Origin of the sequence: Microbacterium hanjuni (assembly GCF_043556395.1) — a bacterium.
Classification (GTDB): Bacteria; Actinomycetota; Actinomycetes; order Actinomycetales; family Microbacteriaceae; genus Microbacterium.
Map to the genome: position 1 here is coordinate 570701 of NZ_JBIGIK010000002.1, position 25495 is coordinate 596195.

Sequence of the window (25495 nt, forward strand, 5' to 3'; positions counted from 1 at the left end):
CCCATGTCGCTCTCCACCTGGCTGAGCGGTGCTCGCCCGCGAACGCTGACGCTCAGCGCCGTGCCGGTCGTGCTCGGCACGGCCGCCGCTCAGCATGCGGGAGGCGCCAACATCGGTCTCGCCGTCCTCGCCCTCCTGACGGCGCTCTTCCTGCAGGTCGGCGTGAACTACAGCAACGACTACTCAGACGGGGTGCGCGGAACCGATCAGTTCCGGGTCGGGCCGCCGCGGCTCACCGGATCCGGCGCGGCTCGCCCTCGGATGGTTTTGGCCGTCGCGCTCGCCTTCTTCCTCCTCGGCGCGGCATCCGGACTCGTCCTCATTCTGCTGACGCAGGAGTGGTGGCTGGCCGCGGTCGGCGTCGCCGCGATCGCCGCGGCCTGGTCGTACACCGGGGGATCCCGCCCATACGGGTACGCCGGGCTCGGCGAAGTGGCGGTCTTCGTCTTCTTCGGGCTGGTGGCCACGGTCGGCACCGAGTACGTGCAGACCAAGGCCTTCAGCGTGCTGGGCCTGATCTCCGCCGCTGCGGCGGGCTTCTTCGCCTGCGCCGTGCTCATGGTCAACAACATCCGCGACATCGAGCCGGATCGACGGGCAGGCAAGCGCACATTGGCCGTGAAGCTCGGCCTGCGCAGCGCCCGGATCGCCTACGGCGCGCTCCTCGCGGCTCCCTACGTACTCGCCGTGGTGATCGTGGTCACGCATCCGTTCGCGATCCTGGGGGTGGTGTCGCTTCCCCTCACGGTGCGCGCGTTCGTCCTGGGGACGAGGAGCTCGAAGCCCCTCGAGCTGATCACCGCGTTGAAGTCGACGTCTTTCGGGGCACTGCTCTTCGCGATCGCCCTCGGGCTCGGCCTCGTGCTGACGTGAGGAGGACCGGGCTGCTCTTAGCCGCCGTGGGCGTGGCCGCACTCGTCTGCCTGGCGGCCGTCTGGTTCGCCACGCACCCGTCGTCCGTGCCACCGATCGACGCCGCGTGGCAACGGCTCATGCTCGCCGGCGACCTCCCCGTCGCCCTCGACGCTGCACGGGTGCTCGATCTGCTGGGGCACGGAGTGATCGGCTTCGTGGTGCTGCCGCTCGTCGTCGCGGGTTGCCTGTGGCGCCGCGGGCCCCGCGCGATGGGGCTCGTGATCGCGTCGTCGCTGCTCTCGCTCGGTGCCGCGCAGCTTCTGAAGCACCTGGTCGAACGGCAGCGGCCGGCCCCGACGCTCGTCCCCAGCGATCTGGGATCGTTCCCCTCGGGCCATGTCATGAACGTCGCCACACTGGCAGTGGTCGTGCTGCTAACCGTACCGCGGTGGCGCGTCGCCGTCATCGGCCGTTCCGCGGTGGTGGTGATGGCTGTCAGCAGAACGTATCTGAACGTCCACTGGCTCACCGACACCCTCGCCGGAGCCGCACTCGGGGCGGCGGTTCCGATTCTGCTGGCGGCGGCCGTCAGATTCGGCGCGGGGGCCGGGGAGCCGTCATCCGCGCGTCTTCGATGGCGTGAGTGAGATTTCCTGCCCAGAGCCCTCCATGTCCCGGCAACAGGATGTCGGCTGCGACATCCTCCAGGTCGGCCAGGGCGTCGAACGACGCGACCGGGTCGTGGGAGAAGAACGAGGGAAGCAGTTGCGGTCCGCTGCGTCGGCTGAGTGGGTGCGCGGTGATGAGAGCGTCGCCTGAGACGAGCACTCCCTCATCGGGGAGGAGGAAACTCGTGTGCCCGCTCGTGTGTCCGCCGCTCAGAACCGGAATCGGATGGCCGGGCAGGTCGAGCCGATCGTCCGCCGGAAACGATCGAGCCGTCGGGAGGGACAGGTGTTGTGCGCCACCCGCCATCGCGATCATCGCCAGCCATCGCGCACCGCGAGGCTTCCAGGAGTGACGGACGACGTCGCTTACGCTCGCCTGCTCGCGCGCCGATCCGTGAGCGTTGGGCAGTTCCCGGGCGTGTGTGTACACCGGAACTGCTCGACGGCCGAGCAACGCCGGGAGCCCGCCGATGTGGTCGACGTGCGCGTGGGTGACGAGCACCGCGCGAACGTCTTCCCAGCGATGCCCGATCCGCTCGATCTCGGCGACGACCGTGGCGGCATCGCCGGGGTACCCGGCATCGATGAGCGTCAGATCCTTCCCGTCGCGGAGAACGACGAAGTTGACTGCGGTGCCCCGGCCGAGGAAGACGTTCGAGGCTACTTCGTGCATGGTTCTGCCGGGAAGAGTGCGGCTTGGTAGGCGAGCGCCGCTTTGGACGCGGAGAGCGACGTGTGTCGCGCCGCGGTGGTGATGTTCTCGTGCGCGAGAGCCAGCGGATGATCAGGGGCCAGAGCGGTCGGCCCGAGGCTGCCGATGAGCCGGGGGATGGCGGATTCCGCTTCGCCGACCGCACGTGCCGCCAGGTCGGCGGCACGGCTTCGAGCCCGCACCGTCATGGTGTCGACCTTGGCGCGGGTACTCAGTCCTGAGGTGGCCGCTGAGAGCAGGGCTTCGGCGCGATCTATCCGCCGCAGCGCGTCCGAGGTGGCCAGCTGCACATCCGGCCGCGACCAGCGACTCGACGACGACGCGTTGCGCTCGATCTCGGCGCTGACGAACGACGAGGCCGAGCGAGCCATCCCCACGACGGACGAGGCGAAGAACAGCGTCGCGAAGAACGTCAGGGGCGCCTCGGTCGACGGAGCGCTCAGGGCGAGCACGCGCCTGGCCGGTACGGTGACCGCGTCGAGATACGCCGTGTCGCCGCCGGCCCCGGTGAGTCCGATCGCTTTCCAGCTCGATTCTCCGCGCACCTCTCCGACAGGGACGAGCACACGGTTGAGCTGCCGCGAATCGGTGTCTGCCACCGTCGCCATCACCCAGCTCGCGAAGCGCAGTCCGCTCACGGGTGCCGACACCGCCGTGACGGTGGCCGTCTCGGCCGTGAGGATGAGAGTTCCCGAGGGTGCGAGCGTGCCGGCGACGAGCGTCTCGGCGTCTCCGCCCCAGATCTCGTCGAGGGCCGACTCGGGGAACTGCGCGACGGCCAGATTGGTGACGGCCGCGATGGCGGCCAGCCAGCCGGCGTCGGCGTTCCAGGCCGACACCTGCGCGATCCTCCGGGCGATCTCATCGACCCTGTCCTGCCTGCCCCCGAACTGCTCGGGCACGAACACCCGGAACACCCCGGTAGTCCGCAGAACATCGACGTCGGCCGGTGACAACCTGTCGGATTCGAGGCCCGTCATCACGCTGACACCGCCGCGAGGAGCACCGAGGGATCGCCCTCGAACCAGACGCAGTCCATCTCGAAGTGCGCGACGCGCGGGCCGGTATCACTGCGTCTGATCAGGAACGTCCAGCGGTTCCCCATCAGCGCGTGGCGCGTGGAGAGCGGGTCGGGGCCCTCGCCGGGAAGGAAGTGCTGGGCCTGGGCGTAGGCCTCGATCCGATAGCCGTCGCCCTGGGCCGCGACGAAGACGTTGCTGACCAGGTGCATCGTGTCGAGCGGACCGACCGCGCCGATCATCGCGGGGATGACCGTTTCGCGGCCGGAGAGCACGGGGAAATCCAGGCCGATCTTCGTGGTGGCCGGAGTGAGGTCGACGACCACGTCCTCCGTGAGGAGGCCGGCGAGGACGGACGTGTCGCCCGTGTCGAGCGCGCTGGCCCACAAGAGCGGCACGGCGCGGAGCATTCTCTCGTCGTCGATCGGTTCTGCGGGCGGGGTGAGGGAGTTGTCGGTCATGATCGTTTTCCTTGAGTCGTGTTCAGATGAGTGGCTGCTGGAGCCGGAAGAGGTTCTGGGGATCGACGGAGTGTTTGATCTCCCGAAGCCGCGCCAGAGCGTCGGGGGCGAAGAGACTTTCCAGCGATGCGTCCAGATCGTCGGGCGCGAAGTTGAGGTACTGCCGGCCCGTGCTCCACGGCTTCATCGCCTCGACGATGTGCTCGGCCTCTCGGATGGCATCAGCCCGCACCGACGGCATCCCCACGGCCACCGTCCAGAGCACGAAGGCGGCGTCGTCACCGGTCAAAGCACCCGGGGAGGGCACCGCACGGCTCATCGCGCCGCCGAGGTGGCGCAGCTCAACGATCTCCACCCCGGGCTCGGCGGCCGGGCCGGCCACCGCGATCAACGCGTCGACCGCCTCGTGATCGAGCCTGGACAGGAAGGTGGTCCGCTCGCTGAAGGGTGCCGGATCGACGGGATCGGAGTGGATGCTCGCGAACTGCTCGTACGGCAACTTCCCCACCGTGTCCAGTCGGACCGGTGCCGCGGCACGGAGCGGACGGAGAAGCTCGTCGACGTCGTCGACGGAGCCGAGGAACGCCACGCGGAGGTGGATGACGAAACGGCCCGCGAGGATTTCGGGAATGCCCGGCAGAGGGGGCATCCGCAGGAGCGCGAGCGATGTCGTGAGTGCGTCGGGCGCGCTCTCGGTGAGCACGCGGTAGGCCTCGAGCACCCGCTCGGCGTCACCCCCGTCGAAGAAGATGCCGCCACCCGTGAACGTGCTGATCGGGAAGAGTTCCACTTCGATGGCGGTGACGATGCCGATGTTGCTGCGACCGCCCCGAAGCGCCCAGAAGAGGTCCGCGTGCTCGTCGGCCGAGACCTCCAGGAGTGAACCGTCTGCGACGACGACCCGGAGTGCCGTCACGTGATCTACGGCCCATCCGTGCGCTCGCCCTAAGGTCGGGCTGATCCCGCCCCCGAGGGTGAAACCGACGACCCCCACCTGCGGTGAGGAGCCGTGCAGCGGAGCCAGGCCCAGCGGCAGTGTGGCCGCCAGGACATCTGACCAGACTGCGCCCGCTCCGATCTGCGCTCGCTTCGCTGCGGCGTCGACGTGGACATAACGCAGGGCGCTGGTGATGATGAGCATCCCGCCCTGGATCGGCCGTGCGGCGTGGTGACCCGTCGACATCACCGCGACGGGCAGGTCGCGAACGGCCGCGAACCGCACCGCTTCGACGATGTCTTCCGCATCCGCCGCTCGAACGACGACGTCGGGATGACGCTCCGCCGCGAGGTTGTACCCCGACGTCGCGGCGTCGTAGCCGGCCGAACCGCGGCCGAGTACCATGCCGGCGATTCGAGCGGTCAGTTCTGTGAGTTCTTGGTCGTTGACGTACGACGTGGTGCTGTCGATGGACGGGGACATCTGTTTCCTCTCTCTGGCCGCCTCCTCGGTCGAAGCGGGCACGAGTGAGTCCATCGCAGCGCTGTGGATGCTCAGTCGACGTGCCGTCGACGCCCGGTGGACTACGCCTGGAAGGGCTTCTGACCGGCCTGCCGGCGCGAGTAAGCCTGCACTAGCGACAGGAACCGGTAGCGATGCCCCGGCTCGGAGATCAGGAGGTTCGCGTCGACGAGCTCCTCCAGCAGCCTCGTGGCGAAGGCCGGTTCGATCGCAGCGTGCTCGGAAGCCCAGGAGGAGTCGAAGGGCCCCGTCGCGACGACGGCGAGCCGATGGCTCACCGACAGCGCTTCGGCGCTCACGATCGACTCGGCCCGGGCGAGAGGAGCATCGACGATCTGGCAGTCCTCCTGCATGACCATCGGGCTCTGCAGATCATCGAGGAGTTGCTGCTCGATCTCTGCCAGCGTCCAGTGCGGGCGATCGTTCAAGCGCGCGGCGGCGACCTCGACGGCGATCGGGATGTTCGAGCACTCTTCAGCCAATCGACGGGCGGTGGCTTCCTCGCTGGCGATCCTGGCCGGGCCGGCCAGGATCCCCATCAGGTCGGTCGATTCCTGGGTCGTGAAGGCCGTGAGCCGGAGCCACGTCACGGATGGCGTGTTGACGATGCGGCGCTGGGAGGTGACGATGACGGCCGACTGGCTGCTCGAGGGGAACAGGAGCGAGAGGTCTGACGCATCCACGATGTCGTCCAGCACGAGCAGCAGAGCCCGATCCGACGTCAGGGTTCGCCAGAGTGCCGCGCGCCGAGCCACTCCAGTGGGCATCTCTTCAGGCCGGATGCCGAGGGTTGCGAGCAGTTCGCCGAGCACAGAGGCGGATGGCTTCTCGCCGATCTGCAGGAAGATCTGACCGTCAGGAAAGTTGCTCCGTACGGTGTGGGCGACTCGCAAGGCCAGCCGGGTCTTGCCCATTCCGTCGAGTCCCGCTATCCCGACGTGTCGTATCGTCGGCAGCGTCAACGCAGCGGTGAGGCGAGCGACCTCGCCCGCGCGACCCACGAAAGGCGGGGCGTCGCTGGGAAGTTCGGCGGGAATTCGAATGGAGAGCTGAGGGTCTGGCTGAGTCACGCCGACGCCGACGCCGACGCCGACGCCGACACCCGCAACGGCCTTCTCGGCTCGGAGTATCTGAACGTGGAGCGCCTGGAGTTCAGGGCCCGGATCGATGCCGAGTTCCGAATCCAGAGCGTGCCGTACGCGCTCGTAGACGCTCAGAGCATCCGATCGCTGGTTCTTCTGCCAGAGACCGGTCATGTAGAGCTCGGCGAGCTTTTCGTGAGTCGGTTGCCGCCGCCACAACTCGCCGACGGTGCTGAGAACCTCGCCCGGCTCGCCGTCCGCCAGCTCCAAGGGGAACAGGGCGATCACAGCGTCCACCCGGCGGCTCTCCAGCCAGGCCCGTTGGGCGACCAGCCAGTCCGCCTCGTACCCCTGGAGCGCGTCGCCTTTCCACAGCGACAGCGCCGAGCGGAGCGAGTCCCGCGCGGAGTGACCGTCGAACTGTCTGATCTCGTCGGCGACGTGGAGTAGCTCGAAGAACTCGGCGGTGTCCACCGCGAGGCCCTCGGTCGCGATCCGATAGGAGCCGGCTGTGAACTGGATCAAGTCGCTCCCGGGAGATGCCGATCCGAGAACGCGGCGAAGCCGGTAGATATAGGTGCGCAGGATGCCCCGAGCACTGCGAGGAGGGTTCTCACCCCACAACCGGTCGACAACATCGTCGACCGTGACGGGTCGACCATCGGCCAGGATCAGCACCGCGAGCACCGCGCGTTGCTGGCGGGTTCCCAGATCGACCTCGCGCCCGCCACTCCAGGCTCTCACCGGCCCCAGCAGTTCGAAGGAGAGCGAGCGATCGACGAAAGGCGCGGGTGGGGTGGCTAAGAGCTGCGCAACGGGATGTGTCATGTCACCGATTCATGTGGGAAGGATGCCCGGTGCGCCGATGAACCGCGGAAGTCGTTTTTGACTGTCCGATCTACATTAGGGCGCGACGACTGGAGGTGACCTGTGAGATCGACGGGTGTTCTCGACGGAATACGGAGTTGGGGAAATGCGGTGCGACGAGGGTCACGCCGTCACCTCTGGCCCTCTCGGCGATGTCGATCCGCGTGCTGACCGCCCGCCGGGGGTCGTGATCGCCGACCCACACGAGATCAGGGTGGCCGATCTCCGCCGGGCAGTGCATGGCGTCCCCAACGATGAGAGCGCGCCCGGCGGTCCCCTCCACCGAGAACGCGACGTGACCAGGCGTATGCCCGGACGTGGGAACGGCGAACACCCCGTCGAGCGGTTCTGAACCGGCCACCAGGTCGTTGCGGCGTGAAGCGATGATGTCGAGTTCGTGCTGCCTCGGGCCGATGGCGTCGCCGACGTTCTCGGGCCTCGCCCAGAAACGCCACTCCCCTTCGGTCAACCAGTAGTCCGCATTCGGGAACGTCGGGGCACCGGAACCCGTCTCGTCCCCGAGCCATCCCAGATGGTCGGCATGGGCGGTCATGATCTCCTTGCGGATCGGGACGGTCGCGGGACGCGGGGCGATGACCTCATCAGGTCCAGTCGCCGTCTTCGGTGCCGAGGTGCTCGCGACCGAGTGGCGTGATCGGGACGGTCGCGAGGCTGGTGAACCCGATCTCGAGCAGGGTGGAACGGGGCACGCCGACACGGCCGAGGGTAGACATGCCCTCGATGACCGCGCAGAAGTAGGTGCCGAGCGCCTCTGCATCGGCGCTGCTGTCGATCTCACCCGCGTTCTGCGCGTCGACGATGCACGCCGTGTAATCGGCCCGGATCGAATCGAACGCGGCGGCGACGGTCGCGGCGACTTCGGACTCGCGGCTGGAGAGCTCGACGGCCGCCCGGAGGAACAGAGAGGGCGGGGCCTGGGCCGCGCCGTGCTCGACGGCGGCGCTGACCAACTGGGTGCGGATGCGCACGATCGGATCCTCCGCGCTCTGCAGGATCGACTTCACCGCGTCGACGGCACTGGCGGTGTCACTGAGGAAAGCGCGCATGAAGAGTTCCTTCTTGCCGCCGAAGGTGTTGTAGAGACTCTGCCGGGCCAGACCCGTCGCTTCGAGAAGGTCATCGAGCGAGGTGCCCGCGAAGCCCGTCTCGGCGAACGTGCGCCGTGCGCGGTCGATGACCTCGGCCTCGTCGAACATGCGTGGGCGTGGCATCCGAACCTCCCGGAAATGAGTTGTTGACTGATTCGTCCATTATGTCTTATTGTTTTGGATCAAGCAGTCAACAACTCACATCGGGGAACATCATGGTCGGAGCATTGCACGGGAAAACGGCACTCGTATCGGGCGGCACGTCAGGTATCGGGCTGGCCGTCGTCCGCCGTTTCGTCGCCGAGGGCGCACACGTCTTCGTCACCGGGCGGCGGCAGGAGGCGCTCGACGCGCTCCGCTCGGAGTTCGGAGACGCGGTCACCCCCGTGCGCGCCGACGCCACGGAGCCCGAGGGCATCGAGGCGGTCTACCGGGCGGTGGCCGCCCGCGGCAGAGGCCTGGACGCCGTGCATGTCAACGCCGGCATCGGCGAGTTCAAGCCACTCGAGTTCGTGACCGCTGAGGACATCGACACGACCTTCGGCACGAACGTGCGTGCAACCACCCTCACGGTGCAGGGCGCGCTGCCGTTCCTGCACGAGGGGTCGGCGATCGTCGTGACCGGGTCGTCTTCGGCATCGGGGACCGAGCCGGCGTTCGGGCTCTACGGTGCGTCGAAGGCGGCGGTGGCGACCCTGACCCGCACCTGGGCGGCGGAACTAGCGCCTCGCGGCATCCGGATCAACACCGTGGTTCCCGGCCCGACCGAGACCCCTGGCCTGAAGGGACTCGCCTCGGGGAACCCGGACGAACTGCTGGCGCAGATCGCCAGCAGGATCCCCTTCGGTCGGGTGCTCCTGCCGGAAGAGGTCGCGTCGGCGGTGCTCTTCCTCGTCTCGGACCAGAGTTCCGGGATGACCGGCAGCGAGCTGGCCGTCGACGGCGGCAGCACGATCGTCTGACCTCACTTCACAGCGCCGGAACACTCACACGACAGGAGTTCGACCATGACACACACACGACGCAACGGCTGGTTCGGGGTCACGGCAGTGGCCGTGGGATCCTTCGGAACCGTCTTGTCCGAGTTCTTGCCCATCGGGCTCCTCCCGTCGATCTCCCGCGACCTCGGCGTCTCGATCGGCGTGGCCGGACTCATGGTGGTCGTGACCGGTCTGGCTGCTGCGGTCGCCGCGCCCGTGATCACCGTCGCGTCGTCGCGCCTCGACAGGAAGGTGGTGCTCATCGGCCTCAGTGCTGTCCTCGTCGTCGCCGACGTCGTGGGCGCGACCGCCGGGGCGTTCCCGGTCCTGCTGCTGTCGCGCGTCCTGCTCGGGGTCGCACTCGGCGGGTTCTGGGCCGTCGGCCTAGGAGTCGCACCCCGACTCGTGGCCCCCGCGGAGTCCATCCGAGCGGCTTCCCTCATCACGGCCGGCATCTCAGTCGCAACCGTGGTCAGCCTGCCGCTCGGTGCCTTCATCGCCACGACGGCGAGCTGGCGGCTGGCGTTCGCCATCGGTGCAGGTCTCGGGATGATCGCACTCGTGTTGCAGCTCATCGCGCTCCCCGCGCTCCCCTCGGAGCAACGGGTGCGCCCCGCGGCACTGATGGCGCTGTTCACGGTCCCTCGTGCCCGGGTCGGCCTGATCGTCGCGGCCCTCCTGTTCGCGGCGCAGTTCGCGGCCTACACATACATCAGTCCCTTCCTCGAGGACACGGCGAGGATCAGCCCCGATGTGGTCACCGTTGCACTGCTCGTGTTCGGTGTCGCCGGGATCGCCGGCAACTTCGCGGCCGGCGCCACTCTCGACCGGTCGGTCTCGTGCACCCTCGTGGCCGGCGGACTCGTCCTGGCTGCGGCCGTGGCCCTGCTCCCACTTGTCGCGCACCTTCCGGTGGCCGTCTTCGTGCTCCTCGTCGCGTGGGGCCTGGTGTGGGGCGGGCTCCCGCTCGCCTTGCAGACCTGGATGGTCAGTGCACTGCCGGAAGGAGCCGAAGCCGGCATGGCCATGTTCGTCACGACGATCCAGGTCGCGCTCGCCGTCGGCTCCACCCTCGGCGGGGTCGCCGTCACCGTCTCCGGGATCGGCGTCGACTTCAGCTTCGCCGCGATCCTCGCGGTGCTCGGCACGACCGCCGTCATCCTCCTCGGCCTGCGCAGCGTCCGGCGACCGGCCGCCGTCACCCATCACTGACACGCATCACTGACGCCTGCGCGGACATCGCCGCGCAGCAATCCCTACGAAAGGAAGAACACCATGTCGAACACCGCCACCAACACCGACTCCAAGCGCATCCTCCTCATCGGCGGCGGCTCGGGCATCGGCCACGCCATCGCCGCAGCCGCCCTCGAGCGCGGCGACCAGCCCATCATCGGGGCGCGCGACCCGGAGCACACGTCGTCCACGCTCCCGGAGGCGCTCCGTGGCGTGCCCGTGGTGCACGCCGACCTCGCCGACGAGGACACCATCGCCGCACTCCGCGAGTCGGGGCCGTTCGACGCCGTCGTCTCGCTCGCCGCAGCATCCGCGAACGGTCCGGTCGCGGAGCTGGAACGGGCGGCGATCCACAGCGCCTTCGACGCCAAGGTCGCCGGGCCCATGCTGCTCGCCAAGCACCTCAGCGGTTCGATCCGCCCCGGCGGCACGTTCGTGTTCTTCTCCGGCGTCGCCGCCTGGAAGCCGGCACCCGGCATGAGCGTGATGGCGACGGTGAACGGTGCCGTGGCGTTCATGGCCGAGGCGCTCGCGGTGGAACTCGCCCCGGTTCGGGCGGTCGCCGTCTCGCCCGGCATCATCGACTCGGGGCTCTGGGACTTCATGGGCGATGACGGCAAGCGCGACTTCTTCCGGGCGACCGCCGCAGCGAACCCCGTGCGACGCGTCGGCACGCCCGCCGACATCGTCGGGGCGGTGCTCCTCGCGATCGACAACACCTTCATCACCGGCACCACGCTCCACGTCGACGGTGGCGGACGCCTCACCTGACGGCGAGCGAACGGCTCGCGCCCCGACGCCTCAGCCGCTACGCGATCGACCAGACGTGGGCGGTTCCACCCGGGTTCTCGACGGTGATGGCGGTGTCGAGGTCGCGGTACTGCGCGTCGACGTTCGACACGATCATCGTGTGGTCGACCCCGTTGTTGTTCTGCGGATCCCAGTCGACCATCACACGTCGCGGACCTCGTGCTGCTGAAGAGCGACGGGTGCCACGGGGGGGGAACCCGGCGCGCGGCGAATAGCATGAACCGGTGACCACGCCCGCCCTCTCCGCCGAGCAGGAAGCGCTCTACCGGCTCATCGAGGACACCCGGGAGCACGTGTTCGTCACGGGTCGCGCCGGTACCGGCAAGTCGACGCTGCTGCAATACCTGGCCTACAACACCTCGAAGCAGATCGCCGTGTGCGCCCCCACGGGGGTGGCGGCGCTGAACGTCGAGGGCCAGACGATCCACTCGCTGTTCCGGTTGCCGATCGGCCTCATCGCGAACGGTGAGATCGACCAGTCGGACACCACCCGGCGAATCTTGAACGCGATCGACACCCTCGTCATCGACGAGATCTCGATGGTCAACGCCGACCTGATGGACGGGATGGACCGAGCGCTCCGCCAAGCTCGGGGTCGACGGGCCGAGCCTTTCGGCGGTGCACAGATCGTCATGTTCGGCGACCCCTACCAACTCGCTCCGGTCCCGCCCCGCGGCGACGAGATGCGGTACATCCAGGACCACTACCGCTCGTTCTGGTTCTTCGACGCGAAGGTGTGGGCGGGCGATTCCGCGGGCGACGGCATCATCGCGCTCGGCCGCCACGGCGCCGAGCTGCACGTGCGGGAACTCGTCGACATCCACCGCCAGGCCGATCCGGCCTTCAAGGCCCTGCTGAACGCGGTGCGCTACGGCCACGTGACCGCCGAGATGGCCGAGGTGCTCAACACCGCGGGAGCGCGCACGCCTCCGGATGCTGCCGACGGCGAGCATCCGATCATCACCCTCGCCACCCGCAACGACATCGTCAACACGATCAACCGGCGCCACCTCGACGCGCTGGTCGGGCGTCTGCAGACGGCCAAGGCCGAGGTGAGCGGGGACTTCGGTCGAGGCGAGGCGAGCTACCCCGCCGACCAGGAGCTCAAGCTCAAGGTGGGCGCTCAGGTGATGTTCCTGCGCAACGACATCCCGGGCTTCGGCGAACCGGCACGGTGGGTGAACGGCACGATCGGCACGGTCACCCGCATCGCCGGCGGCACCGTGCGCGTCGAGGTCGACGGGCGCGAGCACGACGTCGAGCCGGCGGTTTGGGAGCGGTATCGCTACGCCTACGACCCGGGCGCGCGCACGCTGTCTCGAGACATCGTGGCGGAGTTCACGCAGTTTCCGCTGCGCCTCGCGTGGGCCGTCACGATCCACAAGTCGCAGGGAAAGACCTACGACAGGGCCGTCGTCGACCTCGGTTCGGGCGCCTTCGCCCCGGGGCAGACGTACGTGGCCCTCAGCCGGCTCACCTCGATCGAGGGGCTCTACCTCTCCCGGCCGCTACGCCCGAGCGATATCCGGGTTGATCCCGACGTGCGCCGGTTCATGTCGAGCCGGCCCGGAATGCGCGCGTAGCTCCGCAGCATCCGCCCCTCGACGCGGGTCAGGCGACTTCGGTCGCCTTGGCTGCCGCGAGGTCGACGAAGAGCTCGGTGTTGAAGCGGTAAGCGAGCAGTACCTCGGCGATCACGCGTTCCTGCTCGGCGGCGCCCCAGGGTGCTGAGTCGAGCTGCTCGCGGTAGACGTCCTTGAACGCCTTCGGGTCGGCGATGGCGTCGAAGAGGTAGAAGCCGATGCCGTTGGTGTCGAAACCGAAACGCCGCTTCATGAGGCGACCGATGAAGAGCCCTCCCGACAGGTCGCCGAGATAGCGCGTGTAGTGGTGGGCCACGAAACCGCCGGCCCACACCGACCCGACCTGCTCGATGCGTTCCACATAGCGACGCGTGGTCGGGAGGGGCGTGATCCGCTCGCGCCAATCCGGTCCGATCAAGAACTCCAGGTCGGCCTCGAGAGCGGGGATGCGGGTGAGGCGATCGGTGATGAAGACGGCGGCCACCGGGTCGTTGCGCATCCGGTCGGTCGCCGCTTCCAGCGCGGCGTAGATGAACCAGTGCTGCGCGACGAGCGCGATGTAGTCCTCTCGCGTGCCGTCCCCCGTCATGAGATCCGACATGAATCCTGCGCCCTCGCTCGACGAGTGCGCCGCGCTGGAGCGTTCACGCAAGGCGGTGGAGAACGGCAGAAGTTCGCTCATGAACGTCATCCTAGGGGAAAGTTAGGGCAACCTAACCTAGGAAGTTCCTCCGGTGACGTCAGCCGTGCGGGCGCGGCTCGAGGCCCAACCGAGCACACGCCGCGTCGTAGAGGGCGACGATCTCGCGGCGCACGGCCGCGCGCTCGGTGATCGGGCCGCCGGGCCAGTCGACACGTACGGCTTTCTCGCCGCCGTCGGAACCGGTGACGCTCCACTCGCCGCCGTCGCCGTCGAAGCCGGTCATCGTCGCGGAGACCGCGTCGGTGTCAGGACCGAAGGCGCGAGCGATCAGCACGTTGTCGTCGGTGTGGTCGCTGTTCATGTGCCGGAGCACGCCGCTCATCGTCGCGTCATCGAAGGTGTGAGCCATGCGAACACCATAGGCAACTCGTGATGCACCTGTGACCTGCGTCCGGGCGATCACCCAGGCTGGGCAGATGCGGTGTGTTTGAATTCTTGGACGCGTCATTCGGGCGCGAGGATCTTCCGGGGGTGAAGGTGCGCATCCTTCCCAGGCGCCGCGGCGTCGCGGCAGTGGTCGCTGTTGCGTTCGCGCTCACCATGCTCAGCGGATGCAGCGCCGACGAGACCGTCGAGCTCGATCTCCCCGCTCAGGTCGAGAGCGACCTCCCGGCCGACACGGTCGCCCAGCTCGAAGCCGCCGTCACCTCCGCCATGACCGCCACCGGATCGTCGGGCGCCGTCGTCGGCGTCTGGGCGCCGTGGAGCGGCCAGTGGGTCACGGGCCTCGGCGCGCAGAGCATCGGGGGGACGGATGCTGTCACCACCGACATGACGTTCCGTGCGGGTGACGTCACCCGGGCGATGACCTGCGACGTCCTCTTCCGCACGGCCGCTGCCGGCACCGTCTCGCTCGATGACAGCGTCACGCAGTACGTCTCCTCGGTGCCCGATCTGTCACTCGTGTCACTGCGCCAGCTCTGCGACAGCAGTTCGGGCGTGGGTTCGTACGCCCCCACGCTGCAGTCGGCGTTCTTCTCCAACCCCGACCGCGAGTGGAACCCCCGCGAACTGGCCGGGTACGGCCAGGCGCAGTACGACCAGAGCGTCTCGGGATCGGCGTTCCGCGACTCCGATGCCGGTTACCTGCTGCTGGGCCTCGCCTTGGAGCGCGCGACAGGAGAGTCGATCGGCCAGCTGATCGACGAGGAGGTGGTGCGCCCGCTCGGGCTGACGGCGACGAGCCTTCCGGGCTCCGATCCGGCGCCTCCCGGTGACGATGCGCTCGAGGGGTACTGGTCGGTTCCGGATGCTGCGGGCGCCTGGAACTGCGCGGATCCCGCGAACCGGACGGTGCTGTCGGCCAGCATGGGCGCCAGCGACTCCGGCGCCGTCACCGACATCACCGATCTCGGGCGGTACGCCCAGGCTCTGGCGACGAACGCCCTGGTCGGCGGCGAGTCCGCACGTTTCGACAACCCGCTCCCGGTCGCGGCCGATCAGCCCTCGTGGTTCACCGCGAAGGGCGGGGCCTACCAGGCGGGCTCGTTGATCGGGCAGTACGGCTCCGTACCCGGCTACCTCACCGCCGCGTTCTCCGATCCCACGACGGGCATGACCGTCGCGGTCGTGCTGAACAACTCCGGGGCGAACTCCTCGATCGGCGCGTGGCTGGCCTGGGAACTCGCCGCCATCGCCTCGAAGGCACCGGCGGCGTCGGGCCAGACGGCTCCGCAAGCCGGTCTGCCGTGGACCGCCCAGCAGTTCCACGACCAGATCGCCGCGAACGCGATCTGCGCCGCTCCCGCGCCGTGACCGAGACCTCCCGGTCGCCGCGATGACCGGGCGCTCGCGGCCGAACGCCGCGGTGCTGCTGGTGATGGTCGGCCTCGCGTGTCAGGAGATCGGGGCCTCGACCGCGGTGCTGCTCTTCGACGACGTCGGGCCACTCGGGATGGTCATGCTGCGCCTGGTGTTCTCGGCGGTGCTGCTCCTGATCATCGCCCGCCCCCGTTTGCGCGGACACGACCGATCGGACTGGGTATCGGTCGTGCAGTTCGGGCTGGTGCTCGCCACGATGAACGGCCTGTTCTACCTCGCCCTCGAGCGCCTGCCGCTGGGGGTCACCGTGACCATCGAGGTGCTGGGACCGCTCACGCTGTCGGTGATCGCGAGCCGCCGCGCCTCGGCGTGGCTCTGGGCGGGGCTGGCCCTCGTCGGCGTCGTCGCCCTCGGGGGCGGCGGGTGGGACGACCTCGACCTGGTCGGCGTGCTCTGTGCCCTCGGCGCCGCCGCGAGCTGGGCGTTCTACATCCTCGCCTCCGCGCGGGTCGGACGAGCCTTCCCGCGCCTCGACGGTTTGGCCATCGCCATGAGCATCGGCGCCGTGGTGTCGATCCCGTTCGGCGTCGCCGACGCCGGCAGCGCCCTGCTGCGCCTCGACCTCCTAGCGCTCGGGGCGGCCGTGGCGGTGCTGTCCTCGGCCATTCCTTACGCGCTGGAGCTGTTGGCGCTTCGCCGCCTGCCCGCCTCCACGTTCGCGATCCTGATGAGCCTCGGACCGGTCACGGCCTCGATCGCGGGGTTCCTCCTGCTCGGACAGCACCTCGCCTGGCTCGAGCTGGTCGGCATCGCCCTGGTCATCACGGCCAGCATCGGCGCCGTGCGCGCCTCGACCCGCGCGGGCGCGGCGACGGCATCCGACCGTCGAGACATCGAGCTGGGCGAGCCGCTCGCCTGAGGCTCGGGATGTCCGCCGCACGCGGACACAACTCCTCCACCGCGCTCGGGAAACCGGCGAATACCGGTCGATTCGCCCGTCTCGGCGTAGTCGTGGAGGAGTTGTGTCCGCCGGGCGGCGGTGAGGGGGGAAGTCGACTGCCGGCGAGCATCTCGCCTGGCCTTTCAGGCGTGCGTCGCCACGCGGACACAACTCCTCCACCGCGCTCGGGAAACCGGCGAACACCGGTCGATTCGCCCGTCTCGGCGTAGTCGTGGAGGAGTTGTGTCCGCCGGGCTTCGGAAGGAGTGTGTTGGAACATATAGTGTTGCAACATGCATCCCGTCCGCCGAGTCGCGGTGGTCAGTACCGGCGCGGTACAGATCCACCCCGAGCACGTGGAACGCACCCGGTCGCCGCTGCCCTGGTGGCTGCTGACCTCCCGCCGGTGGACGGCACCGCGACCGATCAACGTCTACGTCATCGAGCACGAGGCGGGCCTGGTGCTCTTCGACACCGGGCAGGATCGGGCCTCCGTCACGGACGCCCGGTACTTCCCCCGGGGGATCAGCGGCTTCCTCTACGCGCGACTCGCGAGGTTCACGATCGGTGCCGACGAGACCCTTACTGCGCAGCTGGACCGCCTGGGATACGACATCGCCGATGTGCGGGTCGCGATCGTGTCGCACCTCCATCAGGATCACATCGGCGGTCTGGCCGAGCTCGGTCACGCCGAGATCATCGTCGCTGAAGCGGAGATGGCAGCAGCGCGGCAGCGCTTCGCCGAGTTGAACGGCTATCTCCGACGTCACATCTTCCTTCCCGGGCTCCGCTGGAGAGAACTCGATCGCGGACTCGACGTCTTCGGCGATGAGTCTCTCACCGTGATCCCGACGCCGGGCCACACGCCGGGGTCGCTCTCCTTGCTGGTGCGTCAGGACGGCATCGCGCCCCTGCTCTTCGTGGGCGATCTCACCTACGACGTCGACCTGCTGGATAGCGGGCGGGTGCCGGGCGTCGGAGACGAGGGCGGCTTGGCCGAATCGACCAGGAAGGTCGCCGAGCTCTCGGCCCAGCATCCGGGTCTCGTCGTCTTGGCCGCGCACGATCCCGCCGCCGAACGCCTCCTCGCTGCTGCCGTGTCGCCGCGATCGGTCACGGAATGAGGGTGGCGGAGCAGGTCCGCTACCTCGTGCTGGCGGCTCAGCGCGAGGGCAATCGCCGACTCGCGACAGCCCTCGGCGAGATCGGGCTGACGCCGGCGCAGTCGGAGGTGTTGCGCATCCTCGGTGACCACAGTGGCCTGACACTGCACGGGGTGGGCGCGATGCTCGTGTGCGACAGCGGTACGAACCCGTCGCGCCTCATCGAGAAGCTCGTGCGGGCGGGCCTGGTCGAACGCACCGCGGACCCGTCCGACCGACGCTCGATGCGGCTCTCCCTGACCGCCTCCGGCGCAGCGGCGGAGCGGCGGGTGCGCATGATCGAAGACGCGCTGTACGCCCAGATCGATGCCGTGCCCGACGCCGCGGCACTCGCGCGGATGCTGCAGCCGCTGGTCTCCGGGACGGTCGCAGGCGAGGCGCTCCGAAAGCGCATCGAGGGATAGCGCGCGCGCCGTCAACCGCTCGGGTATGGCGCCCCATCAAGCGGCGGAATCGTGCCGGGGTAGGGGACATCGGGCCGGAGGGCCTGCAGCGCGTGCAGTTCCTCCGGGGTGAGATCGCCCGCCTGGGCGCGGGAGGCGATCGTCATCATCCGCGCGGGCGACATGGCGGCGCCCGCCGCCGACCCGTTCACCTGATTGATCGCCCAGGCATAGAGGGCCTGCTGGGTCTTCGACATCCTCCGGTACGAGCTGATCAGGTAGATGAGGGTGCCGAGGAACGCCAGCCCGATGAAGATCATGAGGACGCCTCGCCCCGGCTCCTCCGGGCTCCACGTGAACATAAGCACTCCGAGGACCGGGAACGCGACCCCCGCGACCGCGCAGACGGCGATCTGCGTCACCCAGTAGCTGGTGCCCGAACTCTGGTCTGTCATGTGCCGCCCCCGCCGCCGCCCCCGCCATAGCGGATCAGGGGCAGATGCAGGCTACCGCTGCGCGGCCGTTCTGCCGCACGGCAGGCCGGTCAAGGGGTCGTGGCGACGAGGCGCAGCCATCCACTGTCGATGCGGTTGGCATCGGTGAAACTCACCTGCACCGGCCCTTGGTAGGTGAGACCCGAGTAGGCGATCGCCACGCCGGTGTCGCACTGCATCGTGCCCTCCATCAGTACTCGGTTGTCCTCGCCGGCCGCCGCAGTCCCCACGCGATAGTCGGCCGCCACGCCGACGCACTCACCGTCCAAGCGGATGTCCGGACCCGTCAGCTCGGAGACCAAGGTCGACGTCGAAGGAATGCCCTCGGGCCCGTCGGCCACGAACTCCGCTCGGGCGATCTCGTCCGGCGTGGTCTCGGGGATCGGCGGAAGCGTAGGTTCGGGCGTCGGAGAAGGCGGGGCGGTCGGCGACGCGGATGCTGCGGGCGTGACCGCATCCGAGTCGGCACCCGGCGGTCCTACCGCCGCGCATCCCGCCATGAGCAGGGTCAGGGCCGCGGCGAGCGGAAGAGCAGAGGAAGCGACACGTGTGCGGATTGAGATCCGGCTACGTTCAGGGGCCATCACTTCACGCTAGGCAGGGCGAGGGGGGTAGGTCAGCCCCCCGCACGTCATTCCCAGGGGAGCGTGAGGTGCACCGTCAGCCCACCTCCGGGGGTCTCGCAGGCCACGATGGTGCCGCCCATCAGCTCCACGAAGGTGCGGGAGAGGTAGAGACCGAGGCCGAGACCGGAGTGCCCGGCGGGCCCCCCTCGCCAGTACTGCCCGAAGATGTTCTCGCGGTCACCGGCGGGCACGCCCGGACCATGGTCGATGATCGACACGAGCGCCCGCCCCTGGTCTTCTCGGAATCGCAGCAGGACCGCACGATTCGCAGGCGAGTGACGGTGCGCGTTGCTGAGGATGTTGACGATCGCACGCAGGAGCAGGGCGGGATCACCGACGACGACTGCTTCGGTGTCGGGGAAGTCCAGGCGGATGCTGTCGGGTCCGAGCCGCAACTCCGCCACGCCTTCCAAGAGCAGCGCGGTCACATCCATCGGCTCGCGATGAACGCGCAGGGCGGCGTCGACGACGCGCGTCATGTCGAGCAGTTGGTCCACGAGCCTGGCGATCGTTTCGATGCCCCGGTCGGCGATGTCGACCAGTTCGGCGCGGGTGGCCGGGTCGCTTCCTCCGTCGGCGCGCGCCAGCTCCGACAGGGCGAGGCTGGCGGCGGCGATGGGCTGGCGAAGATCGTGAGCGAGGCAACGGAGCAGGTCCGTTGAGGTCAGGGGCTCGGACCGCGCGGCGGTCACGCTCTGCTGCTCCATCTCGCCCCTCCGCTCGCCCGTTCCCCGAGTAAACGCTCGCGGGCGGCCGGGGGCATCCGTCAGATGACGCAAATCCTGGACGAGTTCTTCGACACCGGCCCTACCGGCGGCGGCTGGACGCCCGGGCGAAGGGGGAAGATGAAGGCATGGCTGCCCCCCACCGCCCCGGTCTTCGGGTCACGGCCGGGCTCACCATTCCCGAGTCCGAGCTGTCGTGGCGGTTCTCGCGGTCGTCCGGGCCGGGTGGGCAAGGCGTGAACACGGCGGACTCGCGCGTGGAGCTGATGTGGGATGTTGGTACCTCGAGCGCCGTCACCCGCTTCCAGCGTGAGCGACTGCTCGAGCGGCTGAACGGGCGACTCGTCGACGGCGTGCTGACGATCGCCGCATCCGAGCACCGCGCCCAGTTGCGCAACCGCGAGGCCGCCCTCGCCCGCCTGGCCGCCCTGGTGGGTGAGGCCCTCCGACCCGCATCCCCCACACGGCGACCCACCAAGCCGAGTCGCGGCTCGAAGGAACGGCGTCTGAAAGCCAAGCAGGTGCGCACCAACGTCAAGCAGATGCGTCGCCCGCCCACCGATTGACCCCACCACACGCCTCACCGGGCGCGGGTGTGTTCGGTGGCTCCGGTCGGCCTGGGCGGAAGCGGCGGGTAGATCCGGCGTAGGACGAGTCGTTGCACGAGGGTCCAGATGACCGTGACGAGGAGGTACAGCCCGGCCGCCAGCGGTACGAACAACGCGACGGCGGCCGTCGCGAACTGCAGCGCGCCTGCAACGCGCAGCACGCCGGCGGAGCCGAAAGCCGCCGGCTCGCCCGCCACCGCCTGAGGGGCGACCTGTGGTCGGAACACGCGACGGGTGACCTCGGCCACGACGATGATCGCCGCGATCAGCACCCCGAAGACGGCGGCCGTCGTCGGGGTCACCGCGCCGGCACCGATCGCTCCGATCAGGCTGGTGCCGAGCGGGACGCCGAGCAGCTGCTCGGTGAGCAGGCCATTCGGGTGTCCGGCGATGACGGAGTGGAGGAAGAGCGCGTAGATGAGACCGACCACCGGCGCCTGGATGAGCACCGGCACGCACCCGGCGAACGGGGAGGCTTTCTCGTCGGCGTACAGCTGCATCGTCTCGCGTTGCAGACGCTCGCGGTCTTTCTTGTGCTTGCGCTGGAGGGCGATGAGTTTCGGCGCGATGCGCGCTCGGGTCTGCTCGGCCTTGGCCTGAGCGACCCCGGTCGGGATGAGCGCGGCGCGGACAGCCAGGGTGAGCACGATCACGGCCGCGGCGGCGGAGGCCGCCCCGGCGACCGGCTGCAGCGCTGCGGCGAGCGCCATGAGGATGCCGTACGCCACATTGAGGGTGGCGGAGATGAAGGGGAGGGAGAAGAGGTCCAAGGGATAAGCCCGTCGTCGAGGTCAGAGGTGGTCGCGGAGCGGCCACGTGAGGCGACGACGAACACCGACTCCGCCCGGTCGGGCGGGGGTGGTCGACGGGACTACGCGGCCGAGACCGCGCTACCCGGAGCTCGAGAACGGGGGTGGCCCGCAGCATCCGGATCACTCTGCAGGAGCGGCGCCGACACATCGATCGTTCGGCGGGGCCGTGCCAGGGACGATCGAGCGGACGGCCGGAGCGCGACCGCGTGCACGAGTGCGACCACGAGGGCGGTGGCGAGCAGTGCCGCCGCGACGACGGTCACGGTGCCGGGTTCCACCTCGGCGATCAGCCCCATCGAGGAGAACAGGATGCGCAGGAAGGAGCCGATCGCGTCGATCATCGCCCGTCCCTCCGCCTCACCGAATGCGGTCACGCTAACACGGAGCGCCGGGCGCTAGGAATCGGGGTTGCTCGCCTGGACGACGATGCGGTCGCCGGTGTGCGTGAAGCGCAGCACGGCATTGTCGCCGAAACGGTCGCGCAGCTGCTGGTAACCCGCGTCGGTCTCGCCGCTGAGCGAGAGCTGCGTGAGCGCGTCGAAGGCGGCGGTCGTGCAGCCTCCCCGGGTCTCGTCCCCGAGAGAGACGAAGACGCAATTCTGCGTCTCGGGCTGTTCGGGATCGAACGGCGATCGCGTGGTGAAGACGGTCAGGCCGAAGTAGTCCTCGAAGCGGATCAGCTCACTCACCCCGCCGCCGTCGTAGCCATATGGGGTGCCGAGTTCGGGCGCCGCCGTAAGGGTATCCACCACGGTGGGGTCGTTGTGCGTGAGCGCCCACGTCGCGGCGGCCCCGATGGCCGCCGCGAGGACGACGGATGCTGCCCACACCCCCGCCCGTCGAAGGCGCTGTCGAGGCTGCGGCTCTAACGGAATGACCGACTCGTGCCCTGGCTCAGGCTCAGGCTCGTGCTTAGGCTCGGACCGGGGTTCGGGTGAGGGCGCGGTTTCGGACGACTGCCCGCGTTGCCCCGTTCGGAGTCCCTCGAGCTCGCGCAGCCGGTCCCACGCGCGCGGATCGTCGCGGATATCGGGGTCGGGGCCGTAGGCCCGCGCTCGCAGCGCAGCGAGCTCGTCATCGGGAGTGCTGGGCACTGGGCCATCGTCTCACTCGGGGAGAGCTGCCGACGCACGAACCTTGGGGTGGAGCGCGCGCCGGTACGTGAAGACCCACCCGAGTGCCGTGCACAGCGCGAAGACAGCCGAGACGATCAACGAGAGCGGGGATCCGAACGCGATCGCCATCGGGGTTCCCCCGAACACCCAGGCGCTCGCGCCCACGGTGACCTGCCCCAGCAGGGCTCCGAGAACGGCGAAGACCGCGACGTGGACGGCGGGGCGGGCGACACGTTCCAACGCCTTTCCGATGAGCCGCGCGACGGGAGCCATCACCGTGGTGACGAGGCCCGACACGACCGCGGCGCCGCCGAAGAAGAGGAACGCCACGAGGAACTCGAGCGACCCGTACGTTCCGCTGGGCGGGTTGACGATGAGAACACCGAGCATCAGCACGGCCAGGATCGCGAGGAACACGGCCCACGCCGTCCATGCCCCACGCCACAGCTCGCGCCACGTGAAGGCCATCGGCCTTTCGGGCGTGCGAACGGACGGTGCAGTACTGCTTTCCGCACCGTCGGGCAGTGTCCGCTTCGGCTCACTCACCGGTGTCTCCTCGCTCCGGCGCGACGGTCACGCTGCCGGTCTGTGCGCGCGGAGAGCTGGGGGGAAGGGATGCTGCGCGGGAGCGGATGGTTTCGACCTCGGCGTCGAACAAGACGTCGGCACCGATGCCCGTCGCCGCCAGGTGCCCTCCGAGCTCGAGGCTGATGATCCCGTGGAGTCGGGTCCAGGTGAGGAACGCCAAGGCCAGCACGTCGACCGGCACCGAGGTGATCTCCCGCCGCTCCGCCCATTTCTCGAAGGCGTCGGCGAGCGCGGGGCGCGCGGCCGGACGTGACCCCGCCCCTTCCTCCTCACCACGCCCGGTGACGGCGAGGAGGGCGTTGATGATGACCGTCATGCTCCGTGAGGACGCCGGAATGGTGCGCTCGGGAGCGAACTCCTCGCCCGAACCGATCCGGGTCTGAAAGATGAGGCGGTACGCATTGGGTTGCTTCAAGGCCCAGGCTCGCATGCCGCGGAGGACGGCATCGAGATGACTTTCGGCTGACCCCTTGGCGTTCTCGAGATCCACCAGGGAGTCGGCGAGATCGTCGTAGGCGTCGACCACGAGGTCAGCCAGCAGAGCGTCGCGATTGGCGAAGTAGCGGTAGATGGCGGCCGGCGACATCGACATCTCCCGAACGATCCCGCTCAGGGACACAGCATCCGGACCCCCCTCGCTGATCTGGTCCATCGCGAGCTGCTTGATCTCACGCACCGTCGCGACGCGGCGCTCTTCGCGTCGCGTCGGCTTGATGGTCGAGCTCATTCCGTTTCCTTCCGTGGGTCGTGTTGACACCGTAACACCCCTTCACTAGTGTGAAGCCCACTCCCATTGCGACAGATGGTCGCAGTGACGGAAGAAGCTCATGACCTCCTCAACCGCCCCCGTTCCCGCCACCATCACGAAGGTCGTCCTCCCCGGCATCGTCGAGCCCTCCGGATTGCAGATCACCACTGCCCCTGCCCCGACGCCCGTGGGAAGCCAGCTCCTCGTGCGGGTGGAAGCGACCGGCATCGCGTTCGCCGAGCAGGCGATGCGCCGGGGCCGCTACTACGGGCAGCCGGAGTTTCCCTTCACCCCCGGGTACGATCTCGTCGGCCGCGTGCTCGCTGTCGGCCCGGACGGCGATCGGCAGATGGTCGGCCGCCGGGTCGCCACGATGACCAAGACGGGTGCATGGGCCACCCATACCGTCGTCGAGGCGCGCGACAGCGTCATCGTCCCGGAGGGCATCGCCTCCGAGGATGCTGAGACGGTGGTCGTGAACGGGGTCACCGCTTGGCAGATGCTGCACCGTGCTGCGAAAGTGCGACCCGGTCAGACCATCCTCGTGTTCGGCGCGAACGGCGGAGTCGGCGGCATCCTCATCCAGCTCGCCCGCCACCACGGCGTCACCGTCATCGGCGCCGCATCGCCGCGTCACCATGACGCCCTGCGTGCTGCGGGAGTCATCCCGGTGGACTATGCCGACCCGAATCTCGAGGCGACCGTGCGCCGGCACGCACCCGCCGGTGTCGACGCCGTCTTCGACAACATCGGAGGGGATATGGCGAAGACGTCCTTCGCGCTTCTGGCCCGCGGGGGCACCCTCGTGACGTACGCCATCGCCAAAGCGGTGAGCGGCACCGGACCCCTGATGATGCCGTTCATGAAGACCCTCGGCCAGGCCGTGCTGTGGAGTGCGCTGCCCAACGGCAAGAAGGCGACGTTCTACGACCTGTGGGCGGGACACACGCTCCGCCCGGCGCGATTCCGTCGCCGTCTCGAAGAAGACCTCGGCCACGTCTTCGAGCTGCTCCGCACGGGCACGATCACCGCCAACATCGCCGCCCGCTTCCCCCTCACCGAGGCGGTCGCCGCTCTCGAACTCGCCGAGTCCCGCACCCTCAACGGCAAAGTGATCCTGCTGCCGTGACTCCGCGTCGCGCATTGGGTGGGGTCCCCACGAGAGCTCGCACGCGGTAGAGTCGCGGCTACGACGCCCAGTCCCCGCGTCCCTGCAGTCGGCATTCGCCTGCTGTCGGCGCGCGAGCGAGGGACTGATGGTGTCCGAACAGGTGGGAAGCGGTAGCGGCGCCGCCGGCGCGCCCCCTTCGGACGCCCTGCACGCCGGGTTCTTGGAGCGTCTGCCCGTCGACGGCGCATCGGTGTCGGTCATGACGCTGGCGGGAAACCAGTCCACGGTGTCGTCCAGCGACGCCCTGGCCACCCATCTCGAACAGTTGCAGTACGACCTCGGTGAAGGCCCCCACTACCGGGCGCTGGAGACACACCGACCCGTGCTGGTGCCCGATGTCCGATCCGCCGATCACTCGCAGTGGCCGATCTTCGGAAACGCCGTCTGCGAGACCAAGGCCAGGGCGGTGTTCTCCTTCCCGCTGCGCATCGGTGCGGCCACCGTCGGAGTCGTCGACTTGTACTGCCTCGCACCGGGGCACCTTTCCGCTCTCGACGTAGCCCACGCCGCAGCGCTCGCCGGGGCGGTCGCGGGCAAGGCAGCGGCCTACGCCGCCACCGACGCGGACGGCGACGGGCGTCATGATTCGGAGCTCGTGGCGGGAACGCGCCGAGAGGTCCATCAAGCGACCGGCATGATGTCGGTCCAACTCGACACGTCCGTGACGGAGGCGTTCGCTCTCCTCCGCGGGCACGCCTATTCCGCCGGTCGGAGCGTGGACGAGGTGGCGCGTGACGTGGTGGCGCGGGTTCTCGACTTCACCCGACCCTCAGACGGGTAGCGGGAGACGCTGATGCGTACGACACTGATCGAAGGACAG

General features: G+C 69.0%; 31 protein-coding genes. 13 read left to right on the plus strand and 18 right to left on the minus strand.

Features of this window, described 5'->3' with window-relative positions; translation table 11 throughout:
- The first annotated feature begins 3 nt into the window (after positions 1–3).
- Both ACFXP5_RS10455 and ACFXP5_RS10460 read left to right on the plus strand, forming a co-directional pair.
- The gene (locus tag ACFXP5_RS10455) at positions 4–873 is read left to right on the plus strand and encodes a 1,4-dihydroxy-2-naphthoate polyprenyltransferase (RefSeq protein ID WP_394528211.1); all 870 of its coding nucleotides are present in this window, start codon (positions 4–6) and stop codon (positions 871–873) included.
- A 32-nt stretch (positions 874–905) separates the two neighbouring features.
- On the plus strand, positions 906–1502 hold the full coding sequence (locus tag ACFXP5_RS10460) for a phosphatase PAP2 family protein (RefSeq protein WP_394528212.1): 597 nt from the start codon (positions 906–908) through the stop codon (positions 1500–1502).
- Here the strand turns inward: ACFXP5_RS10460 and ACFXP5_RS10465 are convergent.
- From ACFXP5_RS10465 to ACFXP5_RS10495, 7 genes are all read right to left on the minus strand, one after another.
- Positions 1444–2196: an MBL fold metallo-hydrolase gene (locus ACFXP5_RS10465; protein WP_394528213.1), complete on the minus strand. Its 753-nt coding sequence runs from the start codon at positions 2194–2196 to the stop codon at positions 1444–1446. The genes ACFXP5_RS10460 and ACFXP5_RS10465 overlap by 59 nt on opposite strands.
- Complete coding sequence (locus tag ACFXP5_RS10470; RefSeq protein ID WP_394528214.1) at positions 2184–3215, minus strand: acyl-CoA dehydrogenase family protein; 1032 nt, start codon at positions 3213–3215, stop codon at positions 2184–2186. The genes ACFXP5_RS10465 and ACFXP5_RS10470 overlap by 13 nt, the downstream gene beginning before the upstream one ends.
- Entirely contained in the window at positions 3215–3715 is a 501-nt protein-coding gene (locus ACFXP5_RS10475) for a nuclear transport factor 2 family protein (RefSeq protein WP_394528215.1), read from the minus strand. Before ACFXP5_RS10475 ends, ACFXP5_RS10470 begins: the two co-directional genes overlap by 1 nt.
- Before the next feature lie 22 nt (positions 3716–3737).
- Entirely contained in the window at positions 3738–5135 is a 1398-nt protein-coding gene (locus ACFXP5_RS10480; RefSeq protein WP_394528216.1) for an FAD-binding oxidoreductase, read from the minus strand.
- A 101-nt stretch (positions 5136–5236) separates the two neighbouring features.
- On the minus strand, positions 5237–7084 hold the full coding sequence (locus ACFXP5_RS10485; protein WP_394544571.1) for an AfsR/SARP family transcriptional regulator: 1848 nt from the start codon (positions 7082–7084) through the stop codon (positions 5237–5239).
- Between the two features lie 70 nt (positions 7085–7154).
- Positions 7155–7676: an MBL fold metallo-hydrolase gene (locus ACFXP5_RS10490; RefSeq protein WP_394528218.1), complete on the minus strand. Its 522-nt coding sequence runs from the start codon at positions 7674–7676 to the stop codon at positions 7155–7157.
- 49 nt (positions 7677–7725) lie between these two features.
- Positions 7726–8355, minus strand: coding sequence for a TetR/AcrR family transcriptional regulator (locus ACFXP5_RS10495; protein WP_394528219.1), 630 nt, complete (start codon positions 8353–8355; stop codon positions 7726–7728).
- Between the two features lie 92 nt (positions 8356–8447).
- Here ACFXP5_RS10495 and ACFXP5_RS10500 point away from each other — a divergent pair, with 92 nt between their 5' ends.
- The 3 genes from ACFXP5_RS10500 (at position 8448) to ACFXP5_RS10510 (ending at position 11216) form a co-directional block, all read left to right on the plus strand.
- Entirely contained in the window at positions 8448–9194 is a 747-nt protein-coding gene (locus ACFXP5_RS10500; protein WP_394528220.1) for an SDR family NAD(P)-dependent oxidoreductase, read from the plus strand.
- Positions 9195–9239: 45 nt separating this feature from the next.
- A complete protein-coding gene (locus tag ACFXP5_RS10505) occupies positions 9240–10424 on the plus strand; it encodes an MFS transporter (RefSeq protein ID WP_394528221.1) in 1185 nt (394 codons plus the stop codon).
- Between the two features lie 63 nt (positions 10425–10487).
- The gene (locus ACFXP5_RS10510) at positions 10488–11216 is read left to right on the plus strand and encodes an SDR family oxidoreductase (protein ID WP_394528222.1); all 729 of its coding nucleotides are present in this window, start codon (positions 10488–10490) and stop codon (positions 11214–11216) included.
- Between the two features lie 37 nt (positions 11217–11253).
- On the opposite strand, the gene ACFXP5_RS10515 is transcribed toward ACFXP5_RS10510, so the two are convergent.
- Positions 11254–11397 carry a hypothetical protein gene (locus tag ACFXP5_RS10515; protein WP_394528223.1) on the minus strand — a complete coding sequence of 48 codons (144 nt, stop codon included), beginning with the start codon at positions 11395–11397 and terminating at the stop codon, positions 11254–11256.
- A gap of 82 nt (positions 11398–11479) precedes the next feature.
- On the opposite strand from ACFXP5_RS10515, the gene ACFXP5_RS10520 reads away from it, so the two are divergent.
- The gene (locus ACFXP5_RS10520; protein ID WP_394528670.1) at positions 11480–12838 is read left to right on the plus strand and encodes an ATP-dependent DNA helicase; all 1359 of its coding nucleotides are present in this window, start codon (positions 11480–11482) and stop codon (positions 12836–12838) included.
- A gap of 28 nt (positions 12839–12866) precedes the next feature.
- On the opposite strand, the gene ACFXP5_RS10525 is transcribed toward ACFXP5_RS10520, so the two are convergent.
- On the minus strand, positions 12867–13520 hold the full coding sequence (locus ACFXP5_RS10525) for a biliverdin-producing heme oxygenase (protein WP_394528669.1): 654 nt from the start codon (positions 13518–13520) through the stop codon (positions 12867–12869).
- 58 nt (positions 13521–13578) lie between these two features.
- The gene (locus tag ACFXP5_RS10530; RefSeq protein WP_394528668.1) at positions 13579–13890 is read right to left on the minus strand and encodes a DUF2470 domain-containing protein; all 312 of its coding nucleotides are present in this window, start codon (positions 13888–13890) and stop codon (positions 13579–13581) included.
- Between the two features lie 122 nt (positions 13891–14012).
- Between ACFXP5_RS10530 and ACFXP5_RS10535 the strand changes: the two genes are divergently transcribed.
- The 4 genes from ACFXP5_RS10535 to ACFXP5_RS10550 all read left to right on the plus strand — a co-directional run bounded on the left by ACFXP5_RS10535 (position 14013) and on the right by ACFXP5_RS10550 (position 17809).
- Positions 14013–15296, plus strand: a complete 1284-nt coding sequence (locus ACFXP5_RS10535) for a serine hydrolase domain-containing protein (RefSeq protein WP_394528667.1) — start codon at positions 14013–14015, stop codon at positions 15294–15296.
- Positions 15297–15318: 22 nt separating this feature from the next.
- On the plus strand, positions 15319–16221 hold the full coding sequence (locus ACFXP5_RS10540) for an EamA family transporter (protein ID WP_394528666.1): 903 nt from the start codon (positions 15319–15321) through the stop codon (positions 16219–16221).
- Between the two features lie 314 nt (positions 16222–16535).
- Positions 16536–17366 (plus strand): N-acyl homoserine lactonase family protein, encoded by an 831-nt coding sequence (locus ACFXP5_RS10545; RefSeq protein WP_394544572.1) that lies wholly within the window; start codon positions 16536–16538, stop codon positions 17364–17366.
- 2 nt (positions 17367–17368) lie between these two features.
- Positions 17369–17809, plus strand: a complete 441-nt coding sequence (locus tag ACFXP5_RS10550; RefSeq protein WP_394544573.1) for a MarR family winged helix-turn-helix transcriptional regulator — start codon at positions 17369–17371, stop codon at positions 17807–17809.
- 11 nt (positions 17810–17820) lie between these two features.
- Here the strand turns inward: ACFXP5_RS10550 and ACFXP5_RS10555 are convergent, their stop codons facing one another.
- From ACFXP5_RS10555 to ACFXP5_RS10565, 3 genes are all read right to left on the minus strand, one after another.
- Positions 17821–18243, minus strand: a complete 423-nt coding sequence (locus ACFXP5_RS10555; RefSeq protein ID WP_394544574.1) for a hypothetical protein — start codon at positions 18241–18243, stop codon at positions 17821–17823.
- Between the two features lie 89 nt (positions 18244–18332).
- Positions 18333–18866, minus strand: coding sequence for a hypothetical protein (locus tag ACFXP5_RS10560; RefSeq protein WP_394528662.1), 534 nt, complete (start codon positions 18864–18866; stop codon positions 18333–18335).
- Between the two features lie 47 nt (positions 18867–18913).
- On the minus strand, positions 18914–19615 hold the full coding sequence (locus ACFXP5_RS10565; RefSeq protein ID WP_394528661.1) for a sensor histidine kinase: 702 nt from the start codon (positions 19613–19615) through the stop codon (positions 18914–18916).
- A gap of 146 nt (positions 19616–19761) precedes the next feature.
- Between ACFXP5_RS10565 and arfB the strand changes: the two genes are divergently transcribed.
- The gene (arfB, locus tag ACFXP5_RS10570; protein WP_394528660.1) at positions 19762–20199 is read left to right on the plus strand and encodes an alternative ribosome rescue aminoacyl-tRNA hydrolase ArfB; all 438 of its coding nucleotides are present in this window, start codon (positions 19762–19764) and stop codon (positions 20197–20199) included.
- Positions 20200–20213: 14 nt separating this feature from the next.
- Here arfB and ACFXP5_RS10575 read toward each other — a convergent pair whose 3' ends face one another.
- The 5 genes from ACFXP5_RS10575 to ACFXP5_RS10595 form a co-directional block, all read right to left on the minus strand.
- On the minus strand, positions 20214–21011 hold the full coding sequence (locus tag ACFXP5_RS10575) for a YidC/Oxa1 family membrane protein insertase (RefSeq protein ID WP_394528659.1): 798 nt from the start codon (positions 21009–21011) through the stop codon (positions 20214–20216).
- A gap of 101 nt (positions 21012–21112) precedes the next feature.
- Positions 21113–21427: a DUF6412 domain-containing protein gene (locus tag ACFXP5_RS10580; RefSeq protein WP_394528658.1), complete on the minus strand. Its 315-nt coding sequence runs from the start codon at positions 21425–21427 to the stop codon at positions 21113–21115.
- Positions 21428–21448: 21 nt separating this feature from the next.
- Positions 21449–22147 (minus strand): hypothetical protein, encoded by a 699-nt coding sequence (locus tag ACFXP5_RS10585; RefSeq protein ID WP_394544575.1) that lies wholly within the window; start codon positions 22145–22147, stop codon positions 21449–21451.
- Between the two features lie 12 nt (positions 22148–22159).
- The gene (locus ACFXP5_RS10590; RefSeq protein ID WP_394528656.1) at positions 22160–22714 is read right to left on the minus strand and encodes a hypothetical protein; all 555 of its coding nucleotides are present in this window, start codon (positions 22712–22714) and stop codon (positions 22160–22162) included.
- Complete coding sequence (locus tag ACFXP5_RS10595) at positions 22707–23483, minus strand: TetR/AcrR family transcriptional regulator (protein ID WP_394528655.1); 777 nt, start codon at positions 23481–23483, stop codon at positions 22707–22709. Before ACFXP5_RS10595 ends, ACFXP5_RS10590 begins: the two co-directional genes overlap by 8 nt.
- Positions 23484–23583: 100 nt before the next feature.
- Between ACFXP5_RS10595 and ACFXP5_RS10600 the strand changes: the two genes are divergently transcribed.
- Together ACFXP5_RS10600 and ACFXP5_RS10605 are read left to right on the plus strand one after the other, a co-directional pair.
- Positions 23584–24633 (plus strand): medium chain dehydrogenase/reductase family protein, encoded by a 1050-nt coding sequence (locus tag ACFXP5_RS10600; RefSeq protein ID WP_394544577.1) that lies wholly within the window; start codon positions 23584–23586, stop codon positions 24631–24633.
- Between the two features lie 130 nt (positions 24634–24763).
- Positions 24764–25456 carry a GAF and ANTAR domain-containing protein gene (locus ACFXP5_RS10605; RefSeq protein WP_394544578.1) on the plus strand — a complete coding sequence of 231 codons (693 nt, stop codon included), beginning with the start codon at positions 24764–24766 and terminating at the stop codon, positions 25454–25456.
- The last annotated feature ends 39 nt before the right edge of the window (positions 25457–25495 follow it).